The sequence below is a fragment of the Bradyrhizobium sp. Mp19 genome (genome assembly GCF_029952935.1).
GTDB classification, from domain to species: domain Bacteria; phylum Pseudomonadota; class Alphaproteobacteria; order Rhizobiales; family Xanthobacteraceae; genus Bradyrhizobium; species Bradyrhizobium elkanii.
The window spans coordinates 1-23284 of sequence record NZ_JASAUT010000079.1 but is presented as its reverse complement, the minus strand read 5'-3'; the positions used below and the strand labels follow the sequence as shown (position 1 = coordinate 23284).

The window sequence follows — 23284 nt, the reverse complement described above, 5'->3', positions numbered from 1 at the left end:
GCTTTCGTCCCTGGTGTCCCTAGTGCGGCCACCGCTTGTGGGCCTGGGCCGACACCAGTTGAAAATCGCAAAATGCATTCCATCGCGTCTGCCGTTTGCCGCTTGAGGATTCGGCCTCCGTCATCGCCTTCGGGCGTGACGGAGGCCACCAAGGGAATTTACATGGCTGAACTGGTCGAAATCACAATATAAGTCATTGCGCGTGCCATTGGATGATGTCCGCAAACTGTTGTTGCCCGACAACCCGAGCGATCGACGGCGACATGACATGCGAGAAGATGTTCACGCGGGAGGTCTTTGACCTAGAGACGGCCCACGGCCTCCCCAGGAACCTTCGCGACCGGCATCGGTTTTCCTCATATGAGCGAACCTCTGTCAGTTCTCGTTGAAAAGTCGATCCAGGTAGCCCGGGATTTCCTCGAGCGCTCCGGCGAGATTACCGATCCCAGTGACGCGAGCCGCTTCCTCCTCAGAAACATCGACGACATGGCGCGATCCGGTGAGCATCGCCTGCTTATGCTAGCGAATAATGCCATCGATGCTTATCGACGTTACAAGCGTCTACTCGTGGCATGATCAATCCAAACCGTCCGATCTGCAGCGGCCTCGGCTGGGTTTGCGAAAACCGTCCGCGCTTGGCGTGGACGAAAGATCCGCGCGGGTGCCAGTGTGGCGCAGGCATGAGGTGCGCGTACAACGGCTCCGACGACATTGGCCCAAGCGTCGAGTGGCCGAATGTGAGCGTGACACTCGAGAAACCCCCGCCCGCTAGAAACTAGCGCCGCTCGATCTTGTTGCGGCGGTTGTAGGGTGAGCGGTTGATCGGCCGCAGCGATATGCCCTCACGCTGCGCTTTGCTCGCGATCGCCCCCTTTGGTCTCTTCATCTTGAGGCTGATAACGCCTGTCGGGGTGTTTGCCTCGCTAGCGCCCGGAGCTCTTTGACTTCCTTATCGGGTCCAGGGTTGGTGCGAACGGCGTTTGTACTTGGGGTGGATTTTCGTGGGCCCTTTTTTTGCCGATGGGTGAGCCGGTCGTTTCGATGCTGCCACGTAGGTACCTCCTGATCGGATGAACACACGAATCAGTGCGCCAGTTCCTGGTTAGGAACGGAGCGCCCAAGCACGAGTTATTCGAGAATGGACAGCCTTACGAAGAAAGATCAATTTGAGCGCTCAAAAATCGATTTGCATGCGTCTGACCAAATGAAATGCTGGACTCATGCGCTAGGAAGAGCTTCGTAAGGTCGTCGATAAAGTCGGGAATTCTGCCGCGGCCGTCCGCAAGGAGCTGGAGGCGAACCGTGACGAGAGAACAGGAGCTCAGCGCTGAGTGCGCACAGGAAGCGCGAAGACAGGCCGCTCTTCTTCCGCCCGGTCCAGTGAGAGATGCGCTGCTGGAGAAGGCCCACCAGTACGAATTGGCCTCAAAAACTGATTTGCATCGCAATGCCAAAGAACCGACCCTGGGATCCCGCTGAAGACGGCACTTTGCAAAAGCTCATCGCAGAAGGTCGTTACGCTGTCGACATTGCTGTTGAGACGCAGAGAAGCCGCGGTGCGACTCAGAGCTAAGGGTTCTTGGTCTAACGTTTGCCACAGCACCGCGGGGCCCCAGGCCAAGATAACGTGGGGTCGCCCCAGCCGAACGCTGAGACGACCTGCAATCCGGTTACTTGGACCTGGTCGAACCCCCTGACTTCGTTCCAGTGCTGGACCCTGTGGTCTGACCGGGCGCGTATCCCGATGCGCCGGGGCTGCCAGCCTTCGAGCCTCTTGCCTGCATTTCCTGTCCAGGCGCATAGCCTGAGGCGCCGGGGCTACCCTTCTTGGAGCCCCTGTCCTGCATCTCGTGACCGGGAGATTTGCTCGAAACGCCTTGCGCGAACGCGACGGTGCTCGAAGCCATAAGGCAGGCCGCAGAAACTGCGATGATTGTGCGCTTCATTTTGTCCTCCAGGATGAGCCCCGGCAACCAACCACGTGATCCGAACGATGTTCCATGAATGTTGCCCATCAGCTCCCGGTCGACGCCATCGCAAGAGTCTGCCGAGTCCAACGTAGCAGCCGGTCGCAGCGGTCGTGAACCGTAGGTGAACGCACCGTTCAGCAAGCATTTCAACACGACTGATAATCTGCCGGGTTATCGGTCAAAAGGAGGAGATTCTTAGGATGAAACGACTTCTGATAATCGCGTCCATCGGCTGTGTCATTTCGCTCACACCAACGCTGCCGGCATCGGCGATGCCGATGGCAAAGTCGGATCGTAGCCATGTCGTTCTGTGAGCCAAGGAGTTGCCAGACATATTTGTCTTCCTAAGACCGCTTGGCCTCCGACTTGGGTGGGGCCATCACGGTGGTCGCGGTCATCACTACGGTTGGGGCCGCGGCCGTCACTATGGCTGGTACCGAGGCCATCATCACGGTTGGCGCCACCACCGCCATTGGTGGTGACGTCCTGACCGGAAAAGAGAGGCCGCAGCAACCTGCGGCCTTTTTCATGTCTACGATTGCGTTACGATCTCCAGGCTGCTGAAGTAGCCGCGATCGGCAACGGCCTCGAGCGTCTCGGTCTTTAGAACAGCCTTCGCCTGCTTGGCCACATTGGCCAGTTGAGCCCGATCCGAGCCGCTGTTCGTCACCTCATGCGTCACAATCAGATGGTGCTCGGTATCGACGGCGACCTGCACATTGTAGCCAACGACGCCGGAACCGCGCCCGCTCGTCGCCATCGAGCGGCTGTCGGGATCGGTCAGCGAGATCTGCTGGTCAGGCCAAGCAAGCATCTGCTTCTCGTAAGCGGCAAGCTTGCCCATTTCCTCCTTCAGCTTCGTCAGTTTTTCGGTAAGCCTCGTCGTCTTCGCGGCCATTGCCTCCGTCGGCTCTTGCCGGTCGGCCGTGTCAAGTTGGCTCAGATAGCGCGAGACGCTCTCTTCCAGTTGGGCACGCCGCCGTTCCACCTTCGCCCGTGTGAAGTTCTTGTCGCGGTTGTTCACGGCTTTGAACTTGCTGCCATCGATGGCAACACTCACCGTCGCGAGGAGGCCCATCTCACGACAGAGTTCGACGAAGCGCGCACATACCCTGCGCAGCGCCAGGCCATTGTCCTTTCGGAAGTCCGCGATCGTCTTGTGATCTGGTGCGAGCCGACCCAGCAGCCACATGACCTCAACATTGCGTCCGGCCTCTCGTTCGAGCCGCCGGCTCGACTGAACCCGGTTCAGATAGCCGTAAATGTAAAGCTTGAGGAGAACCTAGGGGTGGTACGATGGCCGACCAGTAGCCGCTGGCTCCGCCCCCTCAAATCTCATCTCGGCCAAATCGAGCGCATCGACAAACACATCGATCACGCGAACAGGGTTACTATCGTCAATGAAATCATCGAGGCACTCGGGCAATAGCGTCCACTGCCCACGATCCGCCTGATTAACGAAGCGCCTCATCTGCTTCCCCCGCAGAATCACCAGGGAATCATAGCGAAGCAGCAGCGTTTTCACACAGCCAGGGTCAAAAGCCGCCCATAGCGACCGAACCGAGTGACTTCCGGTTCACCTCGAAGAGCCGACGTTCGCGATCGTCATGCAGACCGTCAGTTATGGACCAAAACCTGAAGTTCAATGCTGGCGCTGGCGCTACCGAATTATGCCAGAACATCGAGTAGGGCCTTTACCTGCTTCAGGTCCGGCGTATCAAAGCCCTCGGTGAACCAGCCGTAAACTGGCGCAAGTAGTTCGCGGGCTTGTTGCGGTTTCCCTTGATCGCGCCAAAGCCGCCCCAGCAAATTGGCGCCCTGCAATTGCAGGCCTTTCGCAGATTGCGCGGCGGCGATATCGGTTGCCATTCTCAGGTCTGCCTCGGCAGCATCAGTTTCCTGCAACTTCTGAAGTAGCCGCCCACGGATTATATGAATTCGAGGCAAACACCAGCGGTCTCCAATCTCTGAAGACACAGCAATCGCCAAGTCAGTCTGCTCCATGCCTTTTCCGTACTGACCCGCCGCCAAATAGGTTTCGGCCAACAGGCAGACGATCAGGCATAGATTGCTTCGCACGCCGAGCCGCCCATACGTCGCCAAGCCATCCTCAAGAAGCCGAATGCCGCGATTGACGTCGGCGGTTTGGCCGATAGCCCATCCAAGGTAAGCCATGCCAGTGGCGCGCTGCTGCGGCAAACCATGCTCTTCAGATAACGTCAGCAACTCCCTGGCCGTGCTTACCACTGCCGGAGCATCACCACGAGCAACCTGACCTTGGCAAACGAACCATAGCGCATGAGCTAGTGATGGCGCATGTTCTAAGCGCCGAGCCAGCTCGACCGCGTCGCGTTCCGACTGCTCCGCCTGTACGGGGTAACCGAGGAGCCATTGCAAGACCGATCTGATCGATAGAGCACAGACAGCCGGATCGTGCCCGAGATACAGGTAACGGTGTTTAGCGTGTCGAACCTCATCGTATAGGGCCATTCCTGCGTCGGCATGGGCCTTCGCTTCTGAGAGCGCGCCACGGAACCAGCAAACTGGCCAAGCACAATGATGTGCTTGGAGCTCGATGTCTGGATCCTGAACAGTACGCGCGACATGAAACAGCTCTTTTGTGATCTCCTCCGCCCGGAAGAACTGGCCGCGAGCGGTATGAAACAGCCACAATCCAGCCAAGGGCGGCGCTAAATCGACCGAGCTTTGAAGTTTCCGTGCTAAATGTTCGGCACGTTCGAAGGCAACGCCAACCTCTGGAGCTGACCAGCTGTAAACACTCATCAGCGCTGGACCGAGCTGAGATAGAATTGCAAGCTCAGACTCCGAACGGTCAATCTCGGAACTTTGCTTTTCGATTAGAACGAGAGCCTGGCGAAAATGCCCGATCGCTTCGCGATTGCTTGCCCGCCGCACCGCTTTCTCTCCCGCCGCACGCCAGTATCGTATCGCCTGCTCGTTAAACCCAGCTTCCGCGCAATGCCTGGCGAGGAGTTCCGGCTCCGCCTCAATCAACTCGGGAAACTCCTTTTCGAGGGTGTTCGCGATTCGCCCATGAAGCTGCTTCCGCGACGTACGCAATAACGTCCCATACGCGACATCCTGCACGAGGGCATGCTTGAACAGATACGTCGCAAGCGGCGGCAAACCCTGCCGGAACAACAAACCAGCTTGAATGAGGCGGACGAGCGCCGATCCCAACTCTGCCTCTGTCTTCCGGACCACTGCAGTCAGCAGCGCATGGGAGAACTCGCGCCCGATCGCTGCCCCGATCTGCGCCACCTCCTTGGCGGCGCCCAGCCGGTCGAGCCGCGCCATCAGGGACGCATGCAGGCTCGCGGGGACTGCGAGCACCGGAGAGGGGACTGAGGTCACAGTCTGCAGGGCTTCCAGCTCGTTCCCGGCCTCCAGCACTGCCTTCGTCATTTCTTCGACAAACAACGGGATGCCGTCGGTGCGCTCGATGATGTCGTTTCTGATGTTCGCCGGCAGCGGCTTGTTGCCGATGACGCGGTCGATAATGGCACCAATTTCGTGCTCTGCCAGACGGTTGATCGTTAGCGCGGTCACATGCGGTTGTCCGATCCAGGGCGGCTCGAACTCCGGCCGAAACGTTACGATCAAGAGCACGGGAAGCTTCGCAATCTGTTCTACGGTGTGACCAAATGCTTCGAGACTCGTGGGGTCGCTCCAGTGCGCATCCTCCAGGATCATCAGCACGGGGCTGGAGCGCGCGAGCGTCTCCAACTGCAGGCTGAGCGCTGCAAGCGTCTTCTGCCGGCGCTGTTTGGGAACAAGCTCCAGAGCGGGATAGCGTCCGTCGTTGGGAAGCGATAACATCTCGGCCAATAGCGCCGCGTCCTCTCCGGATGTCGAGGTCTGCCTAAGCAGTGCACCGAGCTTGTCGAGCTTTGTTTGCGGTGTGTCGCCGTGCACAAATCCGGCGGCACGTTCGAACTGCCCGATGAGCGGATAAAAAGCGCTGTCCGCGTGCTGGGGCGAGCAGAAGTAACGTAGCCGCGTGTGAGGTTCGGCCGCGAGTGCCTCCATGAGCGCGGCTGTGAGCCTTGATTTGCCTATCCCGGCCTCACCGGATAGGAGCACCATCTGGCCTTCGCCGGTCTTGGCTCTTGCCCAGCGCCGCAACAGTAGTTCAAGCTCTTCTTCTCGCCCGACGAGTGCAGTCAGCCCTCCGGGATGCATCGCCTCGAACCGGCTCTCGACAGAACTTGCCCGCAGCACTGCGAAGGCCTTCACCGGCCCAGCAATCCCCTTGAGCTCCCTGGGCGCGAGGTCCCGCAGTTCGAAGATATTGCCCAGCAGCCCGCGCGTTGCCCCGGCAATGACAACCGTGTTCGGCTCGGCGATGGCCTGAAGGCGTGCCGCGAGGTTCGGTGTCTCGCCGACAATACCACGCTCCTGGGCTTCGCCAGATCCGACAAGGTCTCCGATAACCACCATCCCCGTGGCTGCCCCGATCCGCACCTGTAGTGGCTCGGGCGCCGCCAGCGTCGCAATTTCATCGATTAACACGAGCGCGGCCCGAACCGCACGCTCGGCATCGTCTTCGTGCGCCTGCGGATAGCCAAAATAGATAAGGACGCCGTCGCCCATATATTTCGCCACGAAGCCGCCGAAGCGGCGCACGGTCTCTGCGACGCACCTGTGATAGGCCGTAATTATCTCACGCAGGTCCTCTGGGTCCATCCGCGCCGAAAGCGAAGTCGAACCTACCAAGTCAGAAAACATCACGGTTACCTGACGACGCTCGGCGGTATCGCTGATGCCTTCTTCTCTGGCCGAAGCGGTGTCGGACGGTGCCGTCGGCGACGTGGCTTCAGCCCGTAAGGCGGCGACGGCGTCGAGCAACTTCCGCCGATGCCCGACAGATGCGATGCCAAGCTCCTTCAAGTCCTCCGGCGTCAAACTCTGGAGGATCGCTTCGTCGATGTTATTTTCGCGGAATGCCGCCTCGTACTGTTCGAGGCCAAGTTTCCGCAGCCAACCTCCGACGTCCATGGCGGCGCCCCTAGCTGTGGCATGATCCCCCAGGCGCGACATCCTGTCGAGGGAAAGGGAGTGGCCGGTTTCGAGGACTTCAGCGGAGATTGCCGGCCGGCAGCCCCCTAAGCGTCCAGCCGGGGCCTGCCCGGAAGCTTTAAGCTTCCAGACTGGAAGCTCAAATCAGCGCCGCGGGCGCGGCCTTTCAAAAAGAGGCCGCTGACCGTGGGCCTTATACTGGTGTCACATTTGCGCACGTCGCTCACTCGTCCATGATAGGCCTCATGCGCGAGGCAATCATTATAACCGTGCCTATTTTGGTGCTGGCCTTTGCCCTGCAGCGTGAGCGTGGTGCCGCGATCCTGCCTACTAAGCCGCTTCCTCCGGTCAGCGCGCGAGAGAACAATTGAACGAGCCGACAGCGTTCGGTAGAGGTCGCCGCGCGCGATCGCTTCGGCCTTTGCTGCTTCGATGAGCCTTACGCCTGACGGTGACTACGTCTCCTTTGCTCCTATAGCGACCAGGTTCGTGCGGCAGCGCAGTTTGTCGCGATGGGCACGGACGTTGTTAGACGATGTCTAGAGTCATCGGCAACGCACTACTTGTTCGGCATGGCGACGCGAGTTAGACCCTCCCGCATCCCTGCGGCCAGCAATTGCACCCCGTTCGCAGCCTTGAGCACTAGGATTCCGTGTGTCCTTGCTGCTCAGGCAGCGAAGATGAAGCGTGTGCCCGTGTAGGAGCGTAGGAGCTTGTTCGGCATCTCGGCCTTTGCCATTTCGTAGAACGGCTCACCAGTGCAGTGGAGTGGAATGACGTAGTCGATGTCGATGCCCTTCAACGCTGTGATCGTGTCGCGCACATAGTCCTCCTTGTAGGGCGCGAGGTGGAACCCGCCCATCACCGCGTGAATCTTGCTGATACCGGAAGCCACTTGGGCTTGTTTGATTGCGTTGATCAACCCGCGATGGCTGCAAGACGTCAACACGATCAACCCGCGGCCTTTTAGATTGAATGCGGTGGCGATCTCGTGTCGGAACTGGTCCGGGACGACAGCCTTCGTCCGTTCGTCTTCCGGAAGCTTGTCGGCATAGCATCCAATGCCGTGGTCCACGCCGATCTTCATGGCGCTGGGCGACAGCAGCTTCTCAAAGCTCGCTTGGCCGATGTGCCCCGTGGTGAAGCCGTGGTCGGCGACCAGTGCCGGCCCTTCTGCATAGGTCACCGCAACATTGGCACCTTCCAATGCCTTGCGATCCAAGGCTCCGAAGTCGCCGCGCACCGGCGGGGCCGTCCATTCGCGGGAGCAGAATGCGTCCTCGCCGCCGATGTAAATCGGTAGCTTGGCTTTGAGCTTGCCGTTGTTTTGTTTAAGGAAGCCGGCGAGACCGCCAAAATGATCGTAGTGACCGTGGCTCAAGACAAGGGCAACAAGCGCGGCCGGATCGATGCCTACGAGAGTGGCGTTGTTGACCAGCGCGTCCCGTGTAAAGCCGAAATCGACCAGCACATGTCGTATTTCCTTGTCACGCCGCGACTCGACGTGCATCGACAATCCGAACTCACTGATCAACGTTTTACCCGGCGGCTTGCCACTGCCGATGCCCCAGCCGAAGTGCTCAATCTCAACATCGGAAACCTTCCGGCTCGGCGCGACAGCGAATTGGTAGCTGTCGACGACCACGCGCACTGCCACACGATCGATCTCCGGAACCTTACCGGCGACCGGTTCTGCGCGTACCGCCTTCCCGCTGCCGATCAGCGTCGCCACGACGGCGCTGAACAAGGCGGCACCGCCGCCGCATACCACATCGCGTCGATGAACTGCGTTACACTGGCAAATTAACACGATCAAATCCTCCTTTTACGCGGCCTTTGCTGCCGAAGGCATCACGCGGAAACGCGCTCTAAGGCGGAGGCGTTAGTGTACCGAACACGAGGATTAGACTCATCCTATCCCGCGTGGGATCGAGTGGCGAGTCACATTGGTCCGGTTCGAGTCATTTTCGACGGTTTCAGCGGAGATTGTCGGCTGGCTGATGTCCGCTTCTACCCGGTAAGCGTCCAACCGGGGCCTGCCCGGAAGCGTTGCGTCTCGCCAGACCGTTGCCGGAAGACTGCTCTCTCACCTGAAGCCCGGGTCAACGCTGCTTGCCGACCATGGCTATGACGCGACTGGATCAGAGAGCTGCCCATGAAAAAGGGGCATGGGCCAACATCCCCCCGAAAAGCAGTCGCAGCGATCCGATCTGCTTCAGCCCGTATCTTTATCGCGCTCGCAACAAGGTCGAACGGTTCTTCAACGGGATCAAGCCATGTCGTCGTGTGGCAACACGCTATGACAGGCTTGCGGGAAACTACCTTGCCTTCGTTCAACTCGCATCTATCCGGATATGGCTGTCCTCAATGTTCAACTGGGCAATACGCGAGGGACTCGACATCGCTGCGAACCCGGTTCTCGGCACTAATCGACCCGCGCAGCCGAGCAGCCGCGAACGGGTCCTCACCGAGACGGAGTTGTCGGCCATCTGGTGGGCCAGCGGCGATGACGATTACAGACGCATCGTGCGTTTGTTGCTGCTCACAGCCCAACGCCGTCATGAAGTGGGCAGCATGCAATGGGCCGAACTCGATACTAGTTCGGGGCTCTGGACCCTGCCGGGTACCCGAACCAAGAACCATCGCGAGCATCACTTGCTGCCATTAGTTCCCGCCGCCTTGGCCCTGCTCCCGCCCCGCCGAGACAGCCGAGACTTCCTCTTTGGTAACGGACCCCGACGCAGCGGTGACCCCCATCGTGGGTTCTCCGGCTGGTCAAAGTCGAAGGCAGCGCTTGATGAGCGCATCGCCGAGGCCCTAGGCGAACCCCTGCCCCATTGGACAGTTCACGATCTCCGGAGATCGGCGTCCACGGTTATGGCCGACCGGCTTGGCGTGTTGCTTCACATCGTAGAGGCGATCCTAAACCACGTCAGCGGCCACCGGGTCGGCGTTGCCGGTGTATATAACCGCGCCCGGTACGCGGCCGAGATGCGCGAGGCGCTCGAACGCTGGGCAAAGCACGTTGCTGCCTTGCCGGCTCCAAAATCGGGACATGTTCGCACTGTGATAGCGGGCGCCGGCCTCTCTTATGCTGGTGTCTCCCACGGAGTTGTCGCGGTCCACTGCTAATTTTAAGAGTTGGCCTGGGAGTCGCATTGATTCAGCTCAACAGAGCGCATCGCTTTTCCCGCATCAGCAAAATCTACGATATCTTGTCGTCGCGCGCAGTTGCCATTGCAAAAGCGTCCCTACCCGGCGCGCCGCGTGGTCCTCACCCCGCGCCGACCGACCTGAGAGAATTCGAGCTATCTGAGTTGCATCGAATCAGGTCCTTGGACCTCAAGCCATTCAGTTACCTCCAGTGCATCAGAAAGGAGACGAAGAACAGTGCTCTTGTTAATTTTCTCGTCACGGACAATCACATTGACACCGGTAACACCACTCTTCCACGCGAGGTCTCGATATATTCCGACTTGCTCCGTCCCTCCTCTAGAATGACGAACCATAAAAACATGCCAGTTGCCGTCAGATAGACGATAACAGCCTTCGACAAAGGGCATATCTTCCTCCATCACGAGATCGAACGAGATCTCGCCCTTTTGCTCGCTCTCCGCCTGAAATTCGTCTCCGGCTTTGCGTTTCATCCTTATCTCTTGTCAGCGGCCAGACGACGGTGTTCTAAACTCATCCGTCCTCGGACCATGGGCCGCCGCCGAAGAATGCGGCGAGGCCCGTTCCGCTCGCACAGCGACCATAGGGCCTTTCATCGCCAGGTCGCGATCCCCCGCCACACCGGATTTCAAGTTCGGCCGGCGGTCGCCTCTCCGAATTTTCCGGGTTCCCGTGGCAGGTCTGCGTGAGACGGATGAGACCAACGATGTCGAGCTATTTGGATAAGCACATAAGTACCATGCGGCCCGATGAAGCCAGTCTCGTGAGGAAGGCCTACGAGCAGGCGCTTCATCTACTGTCCGTCAAGGACCGCGATGATTCACTGACGGAACTGATTGCGAAGACAATCATCAAGGTTGCCCAGACCGGAATTGCCGACCCCGTAGAGATTTCAGCGCAAGCAATTAAGGAACTCGAAATTCGGTAGCGGACGCGGCCATCGGCTGCTCATGCCTCAAATGAAAAGCCCCGATGCGGGCTGATTGCGTCGAGGCCTTTTGGGGTGGCAGTGCCAACCAAGAACGGCGGGGCGCGTGGATATTCCAGTGTGCCGCTCGCCGTGACCGCCCGTCAGACGCTCCAGCATGGTCACCGCCGCCATCCTGTGAAACCCGCCCAGAACCTAAATAGCCTTCCACGCTCAGGGGAGTGTCGTTTGGGAACGCTTGCTGGGGCATCCTGCAGCGCGGGGAACCGACCTAGCAATTTTTGAAGGTGCGGCGGAACCGGAGGCACATCGTGAGCGAGATGCTGGCGAAGCCGATCGCCAATCTCGTTACAGATTGCGCGGGAGTGTTTTGGTTCCAGGGAAAACGGATCAGAGGGGATTCGGCGCGGTTCGGCCATGGCTGCTACCGTTAGCTTAATGTGCACAGCGTCTTTGCGTGTGCACGGCCTTCCTGCCACCGCGACAGCAACGCTGATCAGGCTTGCTTCGATCCGCCGGAACCGAACCTTTTTAACATAGGTGAATTGTCAACGGGGCTTCGCGAAATGTGAGGCGCACTATGACAAATCTGTCTGCGGGCGACGTGTTTCTCACCGTCGCTATTATGAGTGTCGCTTTCCTGACCGAAGTCGCTGTTTTCTCCATGGTCGGGCTGTTCTGAAAGAAACGCGCGGACTGGCGCGGCGCAGCCGATGCGACAGCGTGTCGTTCGGCTCAACGAGGCCCGGCGCTCAATATTGGGAAGAGTACCGGCAATCGCTCATAAGAAATCGCTCGCGTTCGGGAACCAATTCTGAATGTATCCGGTTAATTGATGGGGCCGATGCGAGGGACCATCGCATGAGGATCGATCATCTCGCCGCAATTGCGATAGCTGTTTGTACCGTTAGTGCCGGATTGGCGGCGGTCCATTCCGTCGGCTTACCGCTCGAAAAGCAGTCCATGCCGACCGCTACTGACACGCCGACCGCTACTGAATTGGCAACCCGAATAGCCGCTTCCGTGGATGCGTTCGTGCCTCGGTCCGGCGGCTAAACAGCCTCATTCAAGTGCGACTAGGCACCGCCTGCCGTGTTCGTCCGGGATGGAAGCTTGTCTCGCACCGCAGCATATACGCAGCGTTCATCGAGTTCATATTTACATTTCGCCCGGCCGTCTGAATTAGCGGTCGGGCTTTTCGATAACGGCCAAACCGGGAGACTTCCGGTTCTCCTCGAAGAGCCGGCGTTGCCGATCGTCATGCAGACCGTCAGCTATGGGCCGAGGCTGTGTGAGAACCCCTCGTGAGTGACAGGTCGAGAACGCTCGGCATCCGTTTAGCGGCTCGACCGGGCTGGCAAATGAAGGGTCTGAACCCTCCGGCGCCGTTACAAACGTCGCTTACGTATCGCCTGCAGCAGTGGTCTGCAGCCCAGAAGCGCTATTGCGCGTTTCATGTTGTAGGCAAGCACATTGAGCGCCATCTCGGTTGCTACCTTGTGTCTTCCCCGCATCAGGAAGTGCGTCGCACCCATCCAGTCGTTTATGGTCCCGAACGGATGCTCCGCGGTCTGCCGGCGCAAAGTCATCTTGTTAGGGTCTTGGTCGAGCCGCCTTCTCCAGCATAGTCTCGTGCTCCCAGCGTGCGATCCGCCGTTCGGGGCCCGTCGTGCACTGAGCTTTGAGCGCGCAGGCTTGGCAAGTAGTGGTCCAGTAACGGCGCAGCATCTTGCCGTCCTCGTAGCCGGTGAAGTGGTACGTCAGCCGTTCACCGGCAGGACAGCGATAGATGTCCTCGGCGGCAACATAAATGAAGTCCTGCTTGCCAAAACGGCCGGCGGCCTTCGCTCCTGAGGCCAGCGGTTTTGGCAATGTGACCGCAATGCCAGCCACCTCGCAGACACGAATCTCTTCGCCGTCATAGTAGCCGCGATCAGCAACGGCATCGATTGTCTCGACAACCATCTCGTCACGCGCCTGCCTGGCCATGTTCGCGAGCTGGTGCCGATCGCTGCCCACGTTGGTCACTCGTGGGCCATAATGAGATGATGCTGCGTATCAACTGCAATCTGCACGTTGTAGCCGACAATGCCGGTGTCCTTGCCACTTGTGGCCATCGAGCGGGCGTCAGGATCGGAGAGCGAGATCTGCTTGTCCTCGCTCTTCATCATCTCCGCGTTGATCGCGTTGAGCCGGACGATCTCCTCCTTGAGCCTCTCGATCTTGTCTTTCAACCGCTCAACCTTCGCCTCCGGCACCGCGTCGCCATGGCGATCGGCGGTTTCGAGTTGAGATAGGTAGCGGGATGCTCTCATCGATCCGCTCGAGGCGCCTCTTCATCTTGGCCTCGGTAAAGTTCTTGTCCCGTGCATTGACAGCCTTGAACTTTGATCCATCAATGACGACGCTCGCTTCACTGAACAGCTCAAGCTTGCGGCATAGCGCGACGAACTCGCGACAGGCCTCACGAATGGCCTTGCCATTGTCTGAACCCTGACTGGACATTGTTGAAAAAAACGTGCGGTTCTAAACCACCTCGCCTGCGGCGACCAGCAGCTATCCCGCCACGCAAGAGGTGAACTGCATCAGGCCAGCCGGTCGCGCAGCGCCTTAGCGTCCCGCAGGACTGGTGTGTCGAAGCCTTCGGTGAACCAGCCATACACCAGCGCGAGGAGGTCGTGAGCTTCCGTGCACTTGCCTTGATCGCGCCACAGGCGGGCGAGGCAGGTCGCAGCGCGCAGCCCAAACGTCTTCGCGCTCTGGCGCTCCGCCACAGCGAGCGCTCGATGATAATTCTGCTCCGCAGCGGCTTGGTCGCCTCGCGCATTCATCATATCGCCTCGAATTCGATGTAGCTCGACCTCACCGGACCGCTCGTGGGTCGTCTCGATGAGCTGCGCAGCCTCGACGAGGCAATTCTGTCCCTCCTGCAGATCCCCGACCTTGGCGTGAGCCTCGGCGAGAAAGCAGAGCGCGCGCGGTGTGTGCACGACGGCTCCGGCACCACGAAGCACCGAGAGCCCACTCGCGAGCATCGCGAGGCCATCCCGCGCCTGTCCAAGTGCTGTCAATGAGCGACCATGCTGGAGAAGTCCGACGCCCAACCAGAGCGGAAAACCGTGCTCGTCCGAGAGAGCGACCAGCTCTTCCGCGTGCCGCCGTGCGTCATGCGGCAAGCCGGCGGCCGCCTCCACCGCACACACCTTGCTCAACACAAAGGCCACCGTGAACGGATGGTCGAGCCCGCGGGCTTCCGACAACGCCTCGTCCACGCGCGCGCGTCCCTGATCGATGTGGCCCAGAAGCGCCAATGTCAACGCCAAGTGACCCAGGCTTGCTGCGTACGGATCGGCCACCGCGATGGCGGCGCAAATCGCGCGAGCGGCCGGATCTCTCAGGCCATCACACAGACCGAGAAGGGCGCGCGCTGTCACAAACTCCCCGCGAAAGTAGCAACTGGCGCCGTGGATATAGTGACCCAGCAGCAGAGCGACCTGATCTTTTCTAGTCTCGCCAAATTTCTCCATCTGCTCGGCAAGGGACACCGCCAGTTCGTGCTCGGACCGAACCATATGGAAACCCCATTGGGAATAGAGCAGCGGGACGACACGATCCGGCCGATCGAACCGCTCAGCGAGCGCTCGCGCCCTGACAAGGGTATCGCCCACCACCGGCGCCGAATACCCTCGAGCTGCCATCAGCGCCCGACCCAGGGCAATTTGCAGGTCGAGTTCGTGCTGCACGGGCCGGGAGTCCTCAGGCATGTTCGCCAGCAATTCCAGGCCCTTCTGTAACTGCGCCACCGCTTCCGTCATCGCCGACCGCGCGACCGCTTGCTGGCCGGACTTGAGCCGGTAGCTTACCGCCTTCTCGTTGAAACCGGCCTCGGCGCAATGATGGGCCATGAGTTGCGGCTGGGCAGCCACGATTTCAGGGAACTGACTCTCAATCACCGTTGAAATGCGGGCATGGATCTGCTGGCGTCGACCGCGCAACAGGGTGCTATAGATTGCGTCCTGCACCAGCGCGTGCTTGAAGGTGTACTCTGCATCGGGTGGGGTGCCCCGCTGGAAGACCAATTCGGCGCCTACGAGCTGGGCCAGAGCCCCGTCCACCTGGTGCTGCGACACAGCCGCGACGGCGCTGATCAGCTCATGCGAGAACGACCGCCCGAGGGCGGCGCCGATCTGCGCCACCTCGCGCACGGGTGCCAAGCGATCGAGCCGTGCCAGAAGCGAGGCTTGGAGCGAGGTAGGGATGGCAAGCCGAAGCACGGTCCCCCTCGCATCAAAGCGGTCGCCGACGTCGGTCAGCATGCCGCTCTCGATCACCGCCTTGGTCAATTCCTCGATGAACAGCGGTACGCCATCGGTCCGATCGATAATATGTTCGGCGACTTCCTGGGGCAACGCTTTGCCGCCGGTCACCCGCATGACCATTTCGGCTCGCTGTCGACGCGGCAGACGACCGAGGCTGATCTGTGTCACGTGCGAACGCCCCATCCAGACCGGCGCGAACTCTGGCCGGAAGGTGATGACCAGCAAGGCCCGGAGGGTGGCCACCCGGTCGACGATGAGGTCCAACAGGTCGAGCGAGGTGGGGTCGATCCAGTGCACATCCTCGAACACCATCAGTACGGGCCGACGCGCCGCCAGTCCCTCGAGCTGGGCCAGGAGGGCCCGAAGCGTATTCTCCTTGCGCTTCTGTGGTGTGAGGCTGAGCGGTGGATAGCGATTGCCGATCGGCACGGACAGCAAGTCCGCGATCAGAGGGACGGCCTCGCTGAGGTCAACGTTTGCCTCCGCAAGCAACGCCTCAAGCTTGTCCAATCGCTGCTGGTCCGTATCGTCACGCCGGAATCCCGCTGCCCGCTCGAGCTGTGAGATGGTCGGGAAAAGCGCGCTGTCCTGATGGTGCGGCGAGCAGAAACGGCGCAAGCGGATGTGTGGATCATCGCTCAGCCGCTCCACCGCGGTCTCGGCGAGGCGCGATTTGCCGATGCCGGGCTCACCCGATATCAGCACGACCGAGCCATCGCCGCGTTTTATCTGCTCCCAGCGGCACATCAGCAGCTCGATCTCCTCATCGCGGCCAAGCAGTGGCGTTCTGCCTACGCGCAAGGCCTCGAAGCGGCTATCGACCGCGCTCGCGCCCATAACTCGCCAGACCGGAACCGGGTCGCTGAATCCTCTGATGGACACGGTCCCGAGAGCGAGATACTCGAAGAGTCCCCCGACGAGGCGGCGGGTGCTGCCGTCGATGACCACCGTGTCCGGCTCGGCTAGCGCCTGAAGCCGCGAGGCTAGATTGGGGGTCTCACCGACCACCTCATGCTGCTGGGACGCGCCATCCCCGATGAGATCGCCGACGATCACCAACCCGGTGGCAATGCCAACTCGTACTCGCAATCTTGCCCCCGGACCGACATCGACTCCTGCCACGGCCGCGACCAATGCCAGCCCGGCGCATACCGCGCGCTCAGCATCGTCCTCATCCGCCCGCGGATAGCCGAAATATGCGAGCACGCCGTCGCCCATGTATCTGGCAACGAACCCGCCAAGTTTCTCGATCTGCTCGGCGCAGCAGCGATGGTACGCGCCGATGATTTCCTGCAAGTCCTCAGGGTCGAGCCTTGTCGAGAGCGCTGTCGAACCAACAAGATCAGCGAACATCAGCGTGAGATGACGTCTCTCGGCCGCGGTCCGAGGCGCAGGCGCGGGTCTCGGTCCGGCCTCATCGAATTCCGCAATCGCGCGCAATATCTTCCTACGATGGCCGAGCGATACCCCGATTTTTTCGAGGTCATGGTCGGTCAGATCGCGCAGAACGCTTGGATCAATGTCGTTCTCGGCAAAGCGCTGCGCGTATTGCGCAAGCCCAAGCTTCTCGAGCCACTCCGCAATCTGCTGCATTGGCTCCACCGACATCTGATTGACGGCCGGCCGAATTTTAGACCACAGCGAAGAAACGTTATCCCGATGTTTCCGGAATAGCACGTCTTGTTTACAGCAGTTCGCCTCCGTGGGCCTTCGAATATTTGCCAAGGTGGTGCGTCAGTACGGATGTTCGCTACCAAGAAGCGCATGGCATGATGAGAACAACCGTACGCGCCCGATTTCGGCAGCAAGCACCGTTACGCGACCAGACCAATGTGACCGTTACCGGCAACTAATTGAGCGGGTCCATGAGCCGGCGACAATGGATTGCGTGACGTCCGGTTCGCGCACTTTTCGGACCTGCCAACGCTCTTTTCATCCTGATTGGATTGATCTGAAAGGAACACGCTCTGGGCGCGCGCAGCTCGGTAAGGATGACCTTTCCCGATTCGGCTTGCGCCTCGCCATACTCGTTCAAAATTTGTGACGCACGGCGCTTCACCGATGGCATTACTCGTCCATAAAGGCGAGTTTTTTCAATGCTCGGCACTGGGAACGATTGACGGTGACCACTCTTCCAATTCGCGATGTTGGTCGATTTTCTTTTCAAGTCTCGTTGGAGGTTCCGGCTCTGGTTTCAGCGACACGTACAGCCTCTGACACGTACAGCCTCTCGCCGATCTCTCGAACGATGGCTCGGTTGCGTGTGTTCTCAATGTCGATGCGATTGTGCATAACGAAGCCTCATTTGGGTAAGAAAGCCCCAGCGTCTTGCGGTTTCCCGCTCGCGAGCACGGTTGGCAATTCTGAATGGAACAGGAGACCGCCGCTTTTGGCTATCTGCGCGAGCGCTCGTATTAAGAACAGCGGATCGCTGGCAGCGACCTTTGGCTATCCGCGACATGCGCCGTAATAACACCGGCGAGCGGCGGTCTCATATTTCTAATGCCTGGCGGGCGGCTTTCGTTCCATTGATCTCTGTCGCGACGCGATGCTCCGTTCGGACAAGGAACCCGAAGAGTGGCGCCGACGCATCCGCCAGATTGCCAAGTGATCGCAACCCTTCGGAATGAAATGCGATTACCGAAGTGCACTCTTGAAGCACCGTCGCCTATCCGGGGGAGCGGTAAAGAGGTGTCGTCGCTGCTGGAAATTCGAAGGAACGAATTTCCACCCCCGCGAGTTTTCCACAGCACTCGAAGTTAGGAGCGGAACCATGCGCACCTTAACGGAGGAAGATATCCGGACACGGGCCTACAAACTTTGGAAGGCCGCAGGTGGGTCCACCAAGTGCGATGCCTTTTGGTACCAAGCAGAGAAAGAACTATTAGCCGAAAGTGCGAGAGAGAATTCTGGGCTACGCGCGTCGAATGTCACGCGTCGAACGACTCGACGACGGCGCGATATGGTCCCGGCGGGCGGCCACTAGCCCGGATGCACCTTCGCATCATCTGAGCCATCCGCCGGTCGTCCGCTCGCCCTAATGCATGCACGATACAGCCACGGCTCGACGCGCACCGGAAGGGAGCAACTATGTCGTGGATCAGGTAGTTTGGCAGTAAGATGCGACGCGGGCGGTGAACGGCTTTGATGCTTTCATCGCGAGACGGCCGGTGATCTCGCTGGACCAGCACGGGCGGACGGTGGCGACATGTTCAGTTGATGGCGCGGGATGGCCCGGCAGCGGTCCCGATTTCTGCACGCTTGCGTGTCCTAAGTGCGAACTGGCCTAAAGACGCTGGCAGAGGACCAATGAAACCAAGAACTAAGCGAGCGAGTCAAAAGCGAACTAGGCCGGCGCGGGTCTCGCCGTCTCAGTTGGCGGCCTCTTTCATGACAGCCTTTTTCATGACAGCCTTTGCCCACGCGGCGCATGGCCGTCCCCACCCGTCAAATGATCTTCGATATTATCGGCGATCTCCTGGCAAACGGACGCCAACGCAAGCAGTTCGGTTTTAACGAGAGGATCGTCGGCCTGCTGAACAAGGTTCCGGCACGTGGCCGCTTGATCCCATAGATAGTCAAGCCAATCATGTATGCCGAACACAGTACCGTTGGGCTTGGAGCGGTCACAATCCATGGTGGAACTTTCACTAGAACGCCGAATGCGTGAAGCTGATGCAGGTTTCGAGACCGCAAAATTTGATTTCAGTTCGCGCTCCAATCTTTGGAGTCATTGCGAACGATGGAAGCAAGTAAGGTCACTCAGTTGGACGGAACTGAGGCGGGCTCTCTAAACAGAATTTGATGGGTTCGGCGGCATCAGCACCGTACGGAACGCAGGCGGCCTGGCATCATTGTCGCGCACCGGGTTCCCTCTGGCCGCTGGCGAGCCTATCTGAATCCTTCGTGCTGATGAGACCACGCGCGAAGGGCGTTTGCGGTCTTCTCTGTATCCCTTCGCGCGGCGGGGTCTTTCTTTGGGTCAGCGATGGCAGTCCGATCTGAATACGCTTGTTGAAGGTTTCAGCGTCTTGGGCGTCCACGTTCGGTATTGTATGCTGATAGCCGCTTTGATTACTGCGATCGCCCGTGGTCTCCGGTTGCGGAATCGACTGGATTGCATTAGGGCGCGTTCTCATAAATTAGGCTCACGTCCGCTTCGCCCCAAAAGCGACAGCAATTGTGCGGCGATGCGATATGACGCGATGGGCCAACACCAGACTCTTGCGTGTGCGACATCGCCGTAATTTGGCGGCGGCAGCAGCAGGTGCGGTCCACCTCGTCAAATGCTACCTAGGTTGCCGCAATCTTGGTTCGGTCTGTCGGTCGACCACCTGAAGGCAATATCGCGGCGATCTCCGCGAAGATCAGCCCATGAGAGTCAACCGCTCATGGGCGCTCGGCGGTTATCATCCAATAGATGATCCGCCTTTCGATCAGATTGCGTTGCCCGTTGCGCTGGCGTTCTGGCACGTCTTCGCCGAAGACGAACTGGTGAGCCAGCTTGTTGGGCTGGACTCCACGGGTCAGCTTGCTTCGCTCGATCACCACGTCACTGTAGTTGGTCCAGTCCCGAATACGGAACCCCGCAGTTTCAAACTGGGCGCTCATAACGTTTTCGGAAGCGAGGAAATTGGTTGAGGCGTCATAAGTCCAAGCAAAGGGTAGAGGATGTCGCCACCGGGACCGATCGAGAATTCGGTCGAGGTGAACAATCCGCCCGGCGTAAGCATCCGATAAACCTCCGCAAGGAATCGGGCTTTATCGGAGATATTCATGGTGACGTTCTGGCACCAGATAACATCGAAGGCCTTGTCGGGATATGGAAGATCGAGCGCATCGCCGATTTGCAGAACGACACGGCCGGAAAGGCCGCAGCGCTCGGTCAGGATCTGTCCGGTCTCTATCAGCTCTGGCGTCGATGCCGTCCACTCAGCAGCCATACCTATTCGCGAGGTAGCGTGCCGGTCCACCCAGACCGCCGCCGATATCGAGGACGCGGCTATCCCGAGTCAGCGTAATCCGCTCCGCTTGATCGCGTGTGGTCGCCAATCCTCCGGAATGGAGGTGTTCGACGGTCGCCGGTATTTCGGGCGTGAGGTTCTGCGGGTCGTGTCCCAAATCAGTGAGAACGGCGTCTATCCGCGCAAGCACGCCACGGCGCGACCAGTGATCCTTAACATCCCCATCGGCCTTACCTTCCACGCTATCGCGTCAAAGCGTCGATGAAACTGCGGGACTGCCAGATGTCGGCGATTGGCCGAAGGTGATCGATCGCATCCTGATGCATCTCTTCGCTGCCAGAGGTGCAGCAATCTTCAAGTACGAGGCAGCTGTAGCCTCGGTCGATCGCCGACCATGCCGTATTGGTGACGACAAAGTTTGTGGCGACGCCGGTTAGAACCAGATCGGTTATTCCACGGGTCTTAAGCGCATTATCGAGGTCCGAGCCGGCAAAAGCACTAATATGACGCCCCAGGATGACAGGTTCGCCTTCTTGGCACACCAACGCGTCGTGAAGGTCATATCCCCAGGTGCCGGGACGGAGGACTTCGCCCGCCTCATGCTCAGCGGTAACGAATTGGCAGAAATGGCCCCGCTGCGGGTAGCGGTAATCGCCGGGCGATAAATCCAATTTGACATAAGCAATGAAAATGCCTTTCTCGCGCGCCGCGCTCAGAACGCGATTGATCTTGTCGAAGAGGTTTGTCTTCTGCACCATCCCGGCAAAACCAGTGTGTTGCGCGACTGGAGATGCCGGGTCCGTCATGTGTTTCTGCAAGTGCAGTCCGAGTACAGCCGTCTTTGCCGCTTCCAGGTGCTCCGCCATAGTAGTTCCTCGTGTTTCAATAGGCGCCAGCCTGCCGATCATCGCGGAAACCCGGCCCACCCAGCACCCACCAGGAATGGCTCTGCGGCATTCGACATTGATCTTTCCTCCCGACAGCGGACATAGCGGCATTCTGAGCAAGCATCGGCTGAGGGCCAGAAGCAGTCATTCAATCGCCTCGTCCATCCTGGGCAGCGAGCTATTCGGGCAACCCGGCTTTCCGAAGACCCTCAACAAACAGCTTTGAGTGATTGGGGACCTGGGCGATCCACGCCGATACTGTAAAGGCGGGATCGATCTCAAGCACGCGCGCCGCCGCCTCGTGCGCCTCAGCGTCGCGTCCTAGCTGGGCGAAGGCGGACGCGAGGCCGCGGTAAGCTGGCATGAAGGAGGGATTGTGCCGAAGCGCTTTCTTAAATGCTACGATCGCCTCGTCAAGGCGGCGAAGCCTCATAAGGGCATTCCCAATGCCGATAAACGTCATGTGCAGCAGCGGGTCCACGGGGCTCATGCGAATGGCGCGTTCAAAGCTCCGCATCGCTTCCTCTGGAAGTCCCGCCAATACATAGACCCAGCCTCTGTTATTCCAAGTGCGCCATGAGTTTGGGTTGAGCGCGACCGCCCGGTCAGCCATTTCGATCTCGGCTTCGCTATCGCCGACCGTGCCCGCCAAGATTACGGCAATCCTTGACAGCGTGTCCGGATCACCATCATCGATCCTCAATGCCAAACGAGCGAGCCGCACTGCCTCCTCGCGGTCGAACTGGGGATCGTTGGCATAGCCTAGAGCGACGTTGCTCGCATGACAGTCACCTGCCAAAGCCGCCGCAAAGCCGAACCTCGGGTCTAGCTCCAAAGCGCGATGAGCCAGCTTGATCGCCTCGGCCAAACTTTCGCGGGTCGTCAGGTGGTATTGGTGCATGGCTCGGAGAAAAAAGTCATAGGCAGTGAGGTTCTCTGGTCGCCGCCGCGTCGCCATTGCAATTTCTGTTTGAAGCATCTTTGGCTGAATAGCCGAGACGACGGCGATGGTAACTTCGTCTTGAAGAGAGAAGACGTCGATCAGGTCACGCTCAAACCGGTCCGCCCATAGATGCGCGCCAGTAACCGCATCGATCAACTGTCCTGTGATGCGAACTTTCCCCGACGCCTTCCGCACAGCCCCCCCGAGGACATACCGCACGCCGAGCCTTCGCCCGACTTCCTTGATATCGACCGCCCGGCCCTTGAAGGTAAAGCTCGAATTGCGCGCGATGACGAACAGCGACTTGAAGCGCGAGAGCGCAGTGATGATTTCTTCCACCATGCCTTCGGCGAAGAATTCATGCTCTGGATCGCCGCTCATGTTCTCAAATGGCAGCACAGCGATGGAGGGTTTGTCGGGGAGCGCAAGGTCGGGTTGTTGAGGTTCTACCTGCCGGTTTTCGGTAACTTGCTGCGTCCCCAACGGGTCCAGCGCTTCCTGGACTGCTCCGACGAAACGGAAGCCCTTGCGCGGCAGTGTCTTGATGAAGCGCTGTTCCTCGCCGGAATCGCCGATCGCAATCCGGGCGGCATTCAAGCGGGTTGTCAGAGCCGCGTCGGATACGCTGCGCCCATTCCAAATGGCTTTGATGAGGTCGTCTTTGCTGACAACTCGTTCCCGGTTGCGGAGTAGGTAATTGATCAGATCAAAAACCTGGGGCGCGACGGAGACGATGTCTGCCCCACGATGCACCTCGCGCCGGTCGACGTCGAATGCGTACTCCCCGAAAAGATAGCGCACTGCCAATCCCTTTAGGCGGTCTACGGTCATCGAACCCTAGCAACACTTGGAACACGAAGAATAAGCCGCCGGTAAGGAAAGTAAAAGCAACACATCAAATGTGCTCGCCGGGTCCTGGTGGTCGACGGTCTGAGTTGGACACGGCCAGCCGCGTCGTAGCACAGATGCCGACTTCCGATATGGGCCTTGGCCGTGTAAAAACGGCCTTGCAGGGCAGGCAATCTTGAAGCCAAAACTGGGCCAGCGTCAGGCCGCGAT

16 protein-coding genes and 4 pseudogenes are annotated in these 23284 nt (G+C 59.4%); 8 read left to right on the top strand and 12 right to left on the bottom strand.

Annotated elements, in window-relative coordinates:
• Positions 1-360 precede the first annotated feature (360 nt).
• Both QJT82_RS41115 and QJT82_RS41110 read left to right on the top strand, forming a co-directional pair.
• Positions 361-576: a hypothetical protein gene (locus QJT82_RS41115; RefSeq protein WP_028344011.1), complete on the top strand. Its 216-nt coding sequence runs from the start codon at positions 361-363 to the stop codon at positions 574-576.
• A gap of 562 nt (positions 577-1138) precedes the next feature.
• Positions 1139-1331 (top strand): annotated as a pseudogene (locus QJT82_RS41110) (DUF3606 domain-containing protein).
• Positions 1332-2514: 1183 nt separating this feature from the next.
• Here the strand turns inward: QJT82_RS41110 and QJT82_RS41105 are convergent.
• Positions 2515-3441: pseudogene (locus tag QJT82_RS41105) on the bottom strand (IS1182 family transposase); the annotation flags it as partial.
• Between the two features lie 197 nt (positions 3442-3638).
• On the bottom strand, positions 3639-6989 hold the full coding sequence (locus QJT82_RS41100) for an adenylate/guanylate cyclase domain-containing protein (protein ID WP_028344012.1): 3351 nt from the start codon (positions 6987-6989) through the stop codon (positions 3639-3641).
• A 266-nt stretch (positions 6990-7255) separates the two neighbouring features.
• On the opposite strand from QJT82_RS41100, the gene QJT82_RS41095 reads away from it, so the two are divergent.
• On the top strand, positions 7256-7381 hold the full coding sequence (locus tag QJT82_RS41095; protein WP_259245124.1) for a hypothetical protein: 126 nt from the start codon (positions 7256-7258) through the stop codon (positions 7379-7381).
• A 296-nt stretch (positions 7382-7677) separates the two neighbouring features.
• On the opposite strand, the gene QJT82_RS41090 is transcribed toward QJT82_RS41095, so the two are convergent.
• Positions 7678-8757 (bottom strand): MBL fold metallo-hydrolase, encoded by a 1080-nt coding sequence (locus QJT82_RS41090; RefSeq protein ID WP_245288886.1) that lies wholly within the window; start codon positions 8755-8757, stop codon positions 7678-7680.
• A 479-nt stretch (positions 8758-9236) separates the two neighbouring features.
• Between QJT82_RS41090 and QJT82_RS41085 the strand changes: the two are divergent.
• Positions 9237-9371: pseudogene (locus QJT82_RS41085) on the top strand (transposase); the annotation flags it as partial.
• Positions 9372-9377: 6 nt separating this feature from the next.
• Complete coding sequence (locus QJT82_RS41080) at positions 9378-10142, top strand: site-specific integrase (protein WP_245288888.1); 765 nt, start codon at positions 9378-9380, stop codon at positions 10140-10142.
• A gap of 176 nt (positions 10143-10318) precedes the next feature.
• Here QJT82_RS41080 and QJT82_RS41075 read toward each other — a convergent pair whose 3' ends face one another.
• On the bottom strand, positions 10319-10657 hold the full coding sequence (locus tag QJT82_RS41075; protein WP_028344014.1) for a hypothetical protein: 339 nt from the start codon (positions 10655-10657) through the stop codon (positions 10319-10321).
• 233 nt (positions 10658-10890) lie between these two features.
• On the opposite strand from QJT82_RS41075, the gene QJT82_RS41070 reads away from it, so the two are divergent.
• Positions 10891-11112: a hypothetical protein gene (locus tag QJT82_RS41070; protein ID WP_028344015.1), complete on the top strand. Its 222-nt coding sequence runs from the start codon at positions 10891-10893 to the stop codon at positions 11110-11112.
• A gap of 1388 nt (positions 11113-12500) precedes the next feature.
• Here QJT82_RS41070 and QJT82_RS41065 read toward each other — a convergent pair.
• The 4 genes and pseudogenes from QJT82_RS41065 to QJT82_RS41050 form a co-directional block, all read right to left on the bottom strand.
• Positions 12501-12713, bottom strand: a pseudogene (locus QJT82_RS41065) (transposase); the annotation flags it as partial.
• Positions 12706-12840 (bottom strand): hypothetical protein, encoded by a 135-nt coding sequence (locus tag QJT82_RS45680; protein ID WP_276553046.1) that lies wholly within the window; start codon positions 12838-12840, stop codon positions 12706-12708. The pseudogene QJT82_RS41065 and the gene QJT82_RS45680, both read right to left, overlap by 8 nt.
• A 296-nt stretch (positions 12841-13136) precedes the next feature.
• Entirely contained in the window at positions 13137-13427 is a 291-nt protein-coding gene (locus QJT82_RS41055; RefSeq protein WP_245288887.1) for a hypothetical protein, read from the bottom strand.
• A 270-nt stretch (positions 13428-13697) separates the two neighbouring features.
• The gene (locus QJT82_RS41050; protein WP_028344016.1) at positions 13698-17024 is read right to left on the bottom strand and encodes an adenylate/guanylate cyclase domain-containing protein; all 3327 of its coding nucleotides are present in this window, start codon (positions 17022-17024) and stop codon (positions 13698-13700) included.
• Between the two features lie 1033 nt (positions 17025-18057).
• On the opposite strand from QJT82_RS41050, the gene QJT82_RS45675 reads away from it, so the two are divergent.
• Positions 18058-18417 carry a DUF2934 domain-containing protein gene (locus QJT82_RS45675; RefSeq protein ID WP_338139889.1) on the top strand — a complete coding sequence of 120 codons (360 nt, stop codon included), beginning with the start codon at positions 18058-18060 and terminating at the stop codon, positions 18415-18417.
• A gap of 444 nt (positions 18418-18861) precedes the next feature.
• On the top strand, positions 18862-19005 hold the full coding sequence (locus tag QJT82_RS41040; RefSeq protein WP_155258747.1) for a hypothetical protein: 144 nt from the start codon (positions 18862-18864) through the stop codon (positions 19003-19005).
• Positions 19006-19820: 815 nt separating this feature from the next.
• On the opposite strand, the gene QJT82_RS41035 is transcribed toward QJT82_RS41040, so the two are convergent.
• The 4 genes from QJT82_RS41035 to QJT82_RS41020 all read right to left on the bottom strand — a co-directional run bounded on the left by QJT82_RS41035 (position 19821) and on the right by QJT82_RS41020 (position 23026).
• Positions 19821-20042: a hypothetical protein gene (locus QJT82_RS41035; protein ID WP_028344017.1), complete on the bottom strand. Its 222-nt coding sequence runs from the start codon at positions 20040-20042 to the stop codon at positions 19821-19823.
• Positions 20039-20374 (bottom strand): class I SAM-dependent methyltransferase, encoded by a 336-nt coding sequence (locus QJT82_RS41030; protein WP_028344018.1) that lies wholly within the window; start codon positions 20372-20374, stop codon positions 20039-20041. Before QJT82_RS41030 ends, QJT82_RS41035 begins: the two co-directional genes overlap by 4 nt.
• Before the next feature lie 263 nt (positions 20375-20637).
• On the bottom strand, positions 20638-21303 hold the full coding sequence (locus tag QJT82_RS41025) for a cysteine hydrolase (RefSeq protein WP_196238237.1): 666 nt from the start codon (positions 21301-21303) through the stop codon (positions 20638-20640).
• A gap of 157 nt (positions 21304-21460) precedes the next feature.
• Complete coding sequence (locus QJT82_RS41020) at positions 21461-23026, bottom strand: tetratricopeptide repeat protein (RefSeq protein ID WP_028344019.1); 1566 nt, start codon at positions 23024-23026, stop codon at positions 21461-21463.
• Between the last annotated feature and the right edge of the window lie 258 nt (positions 23027-23284).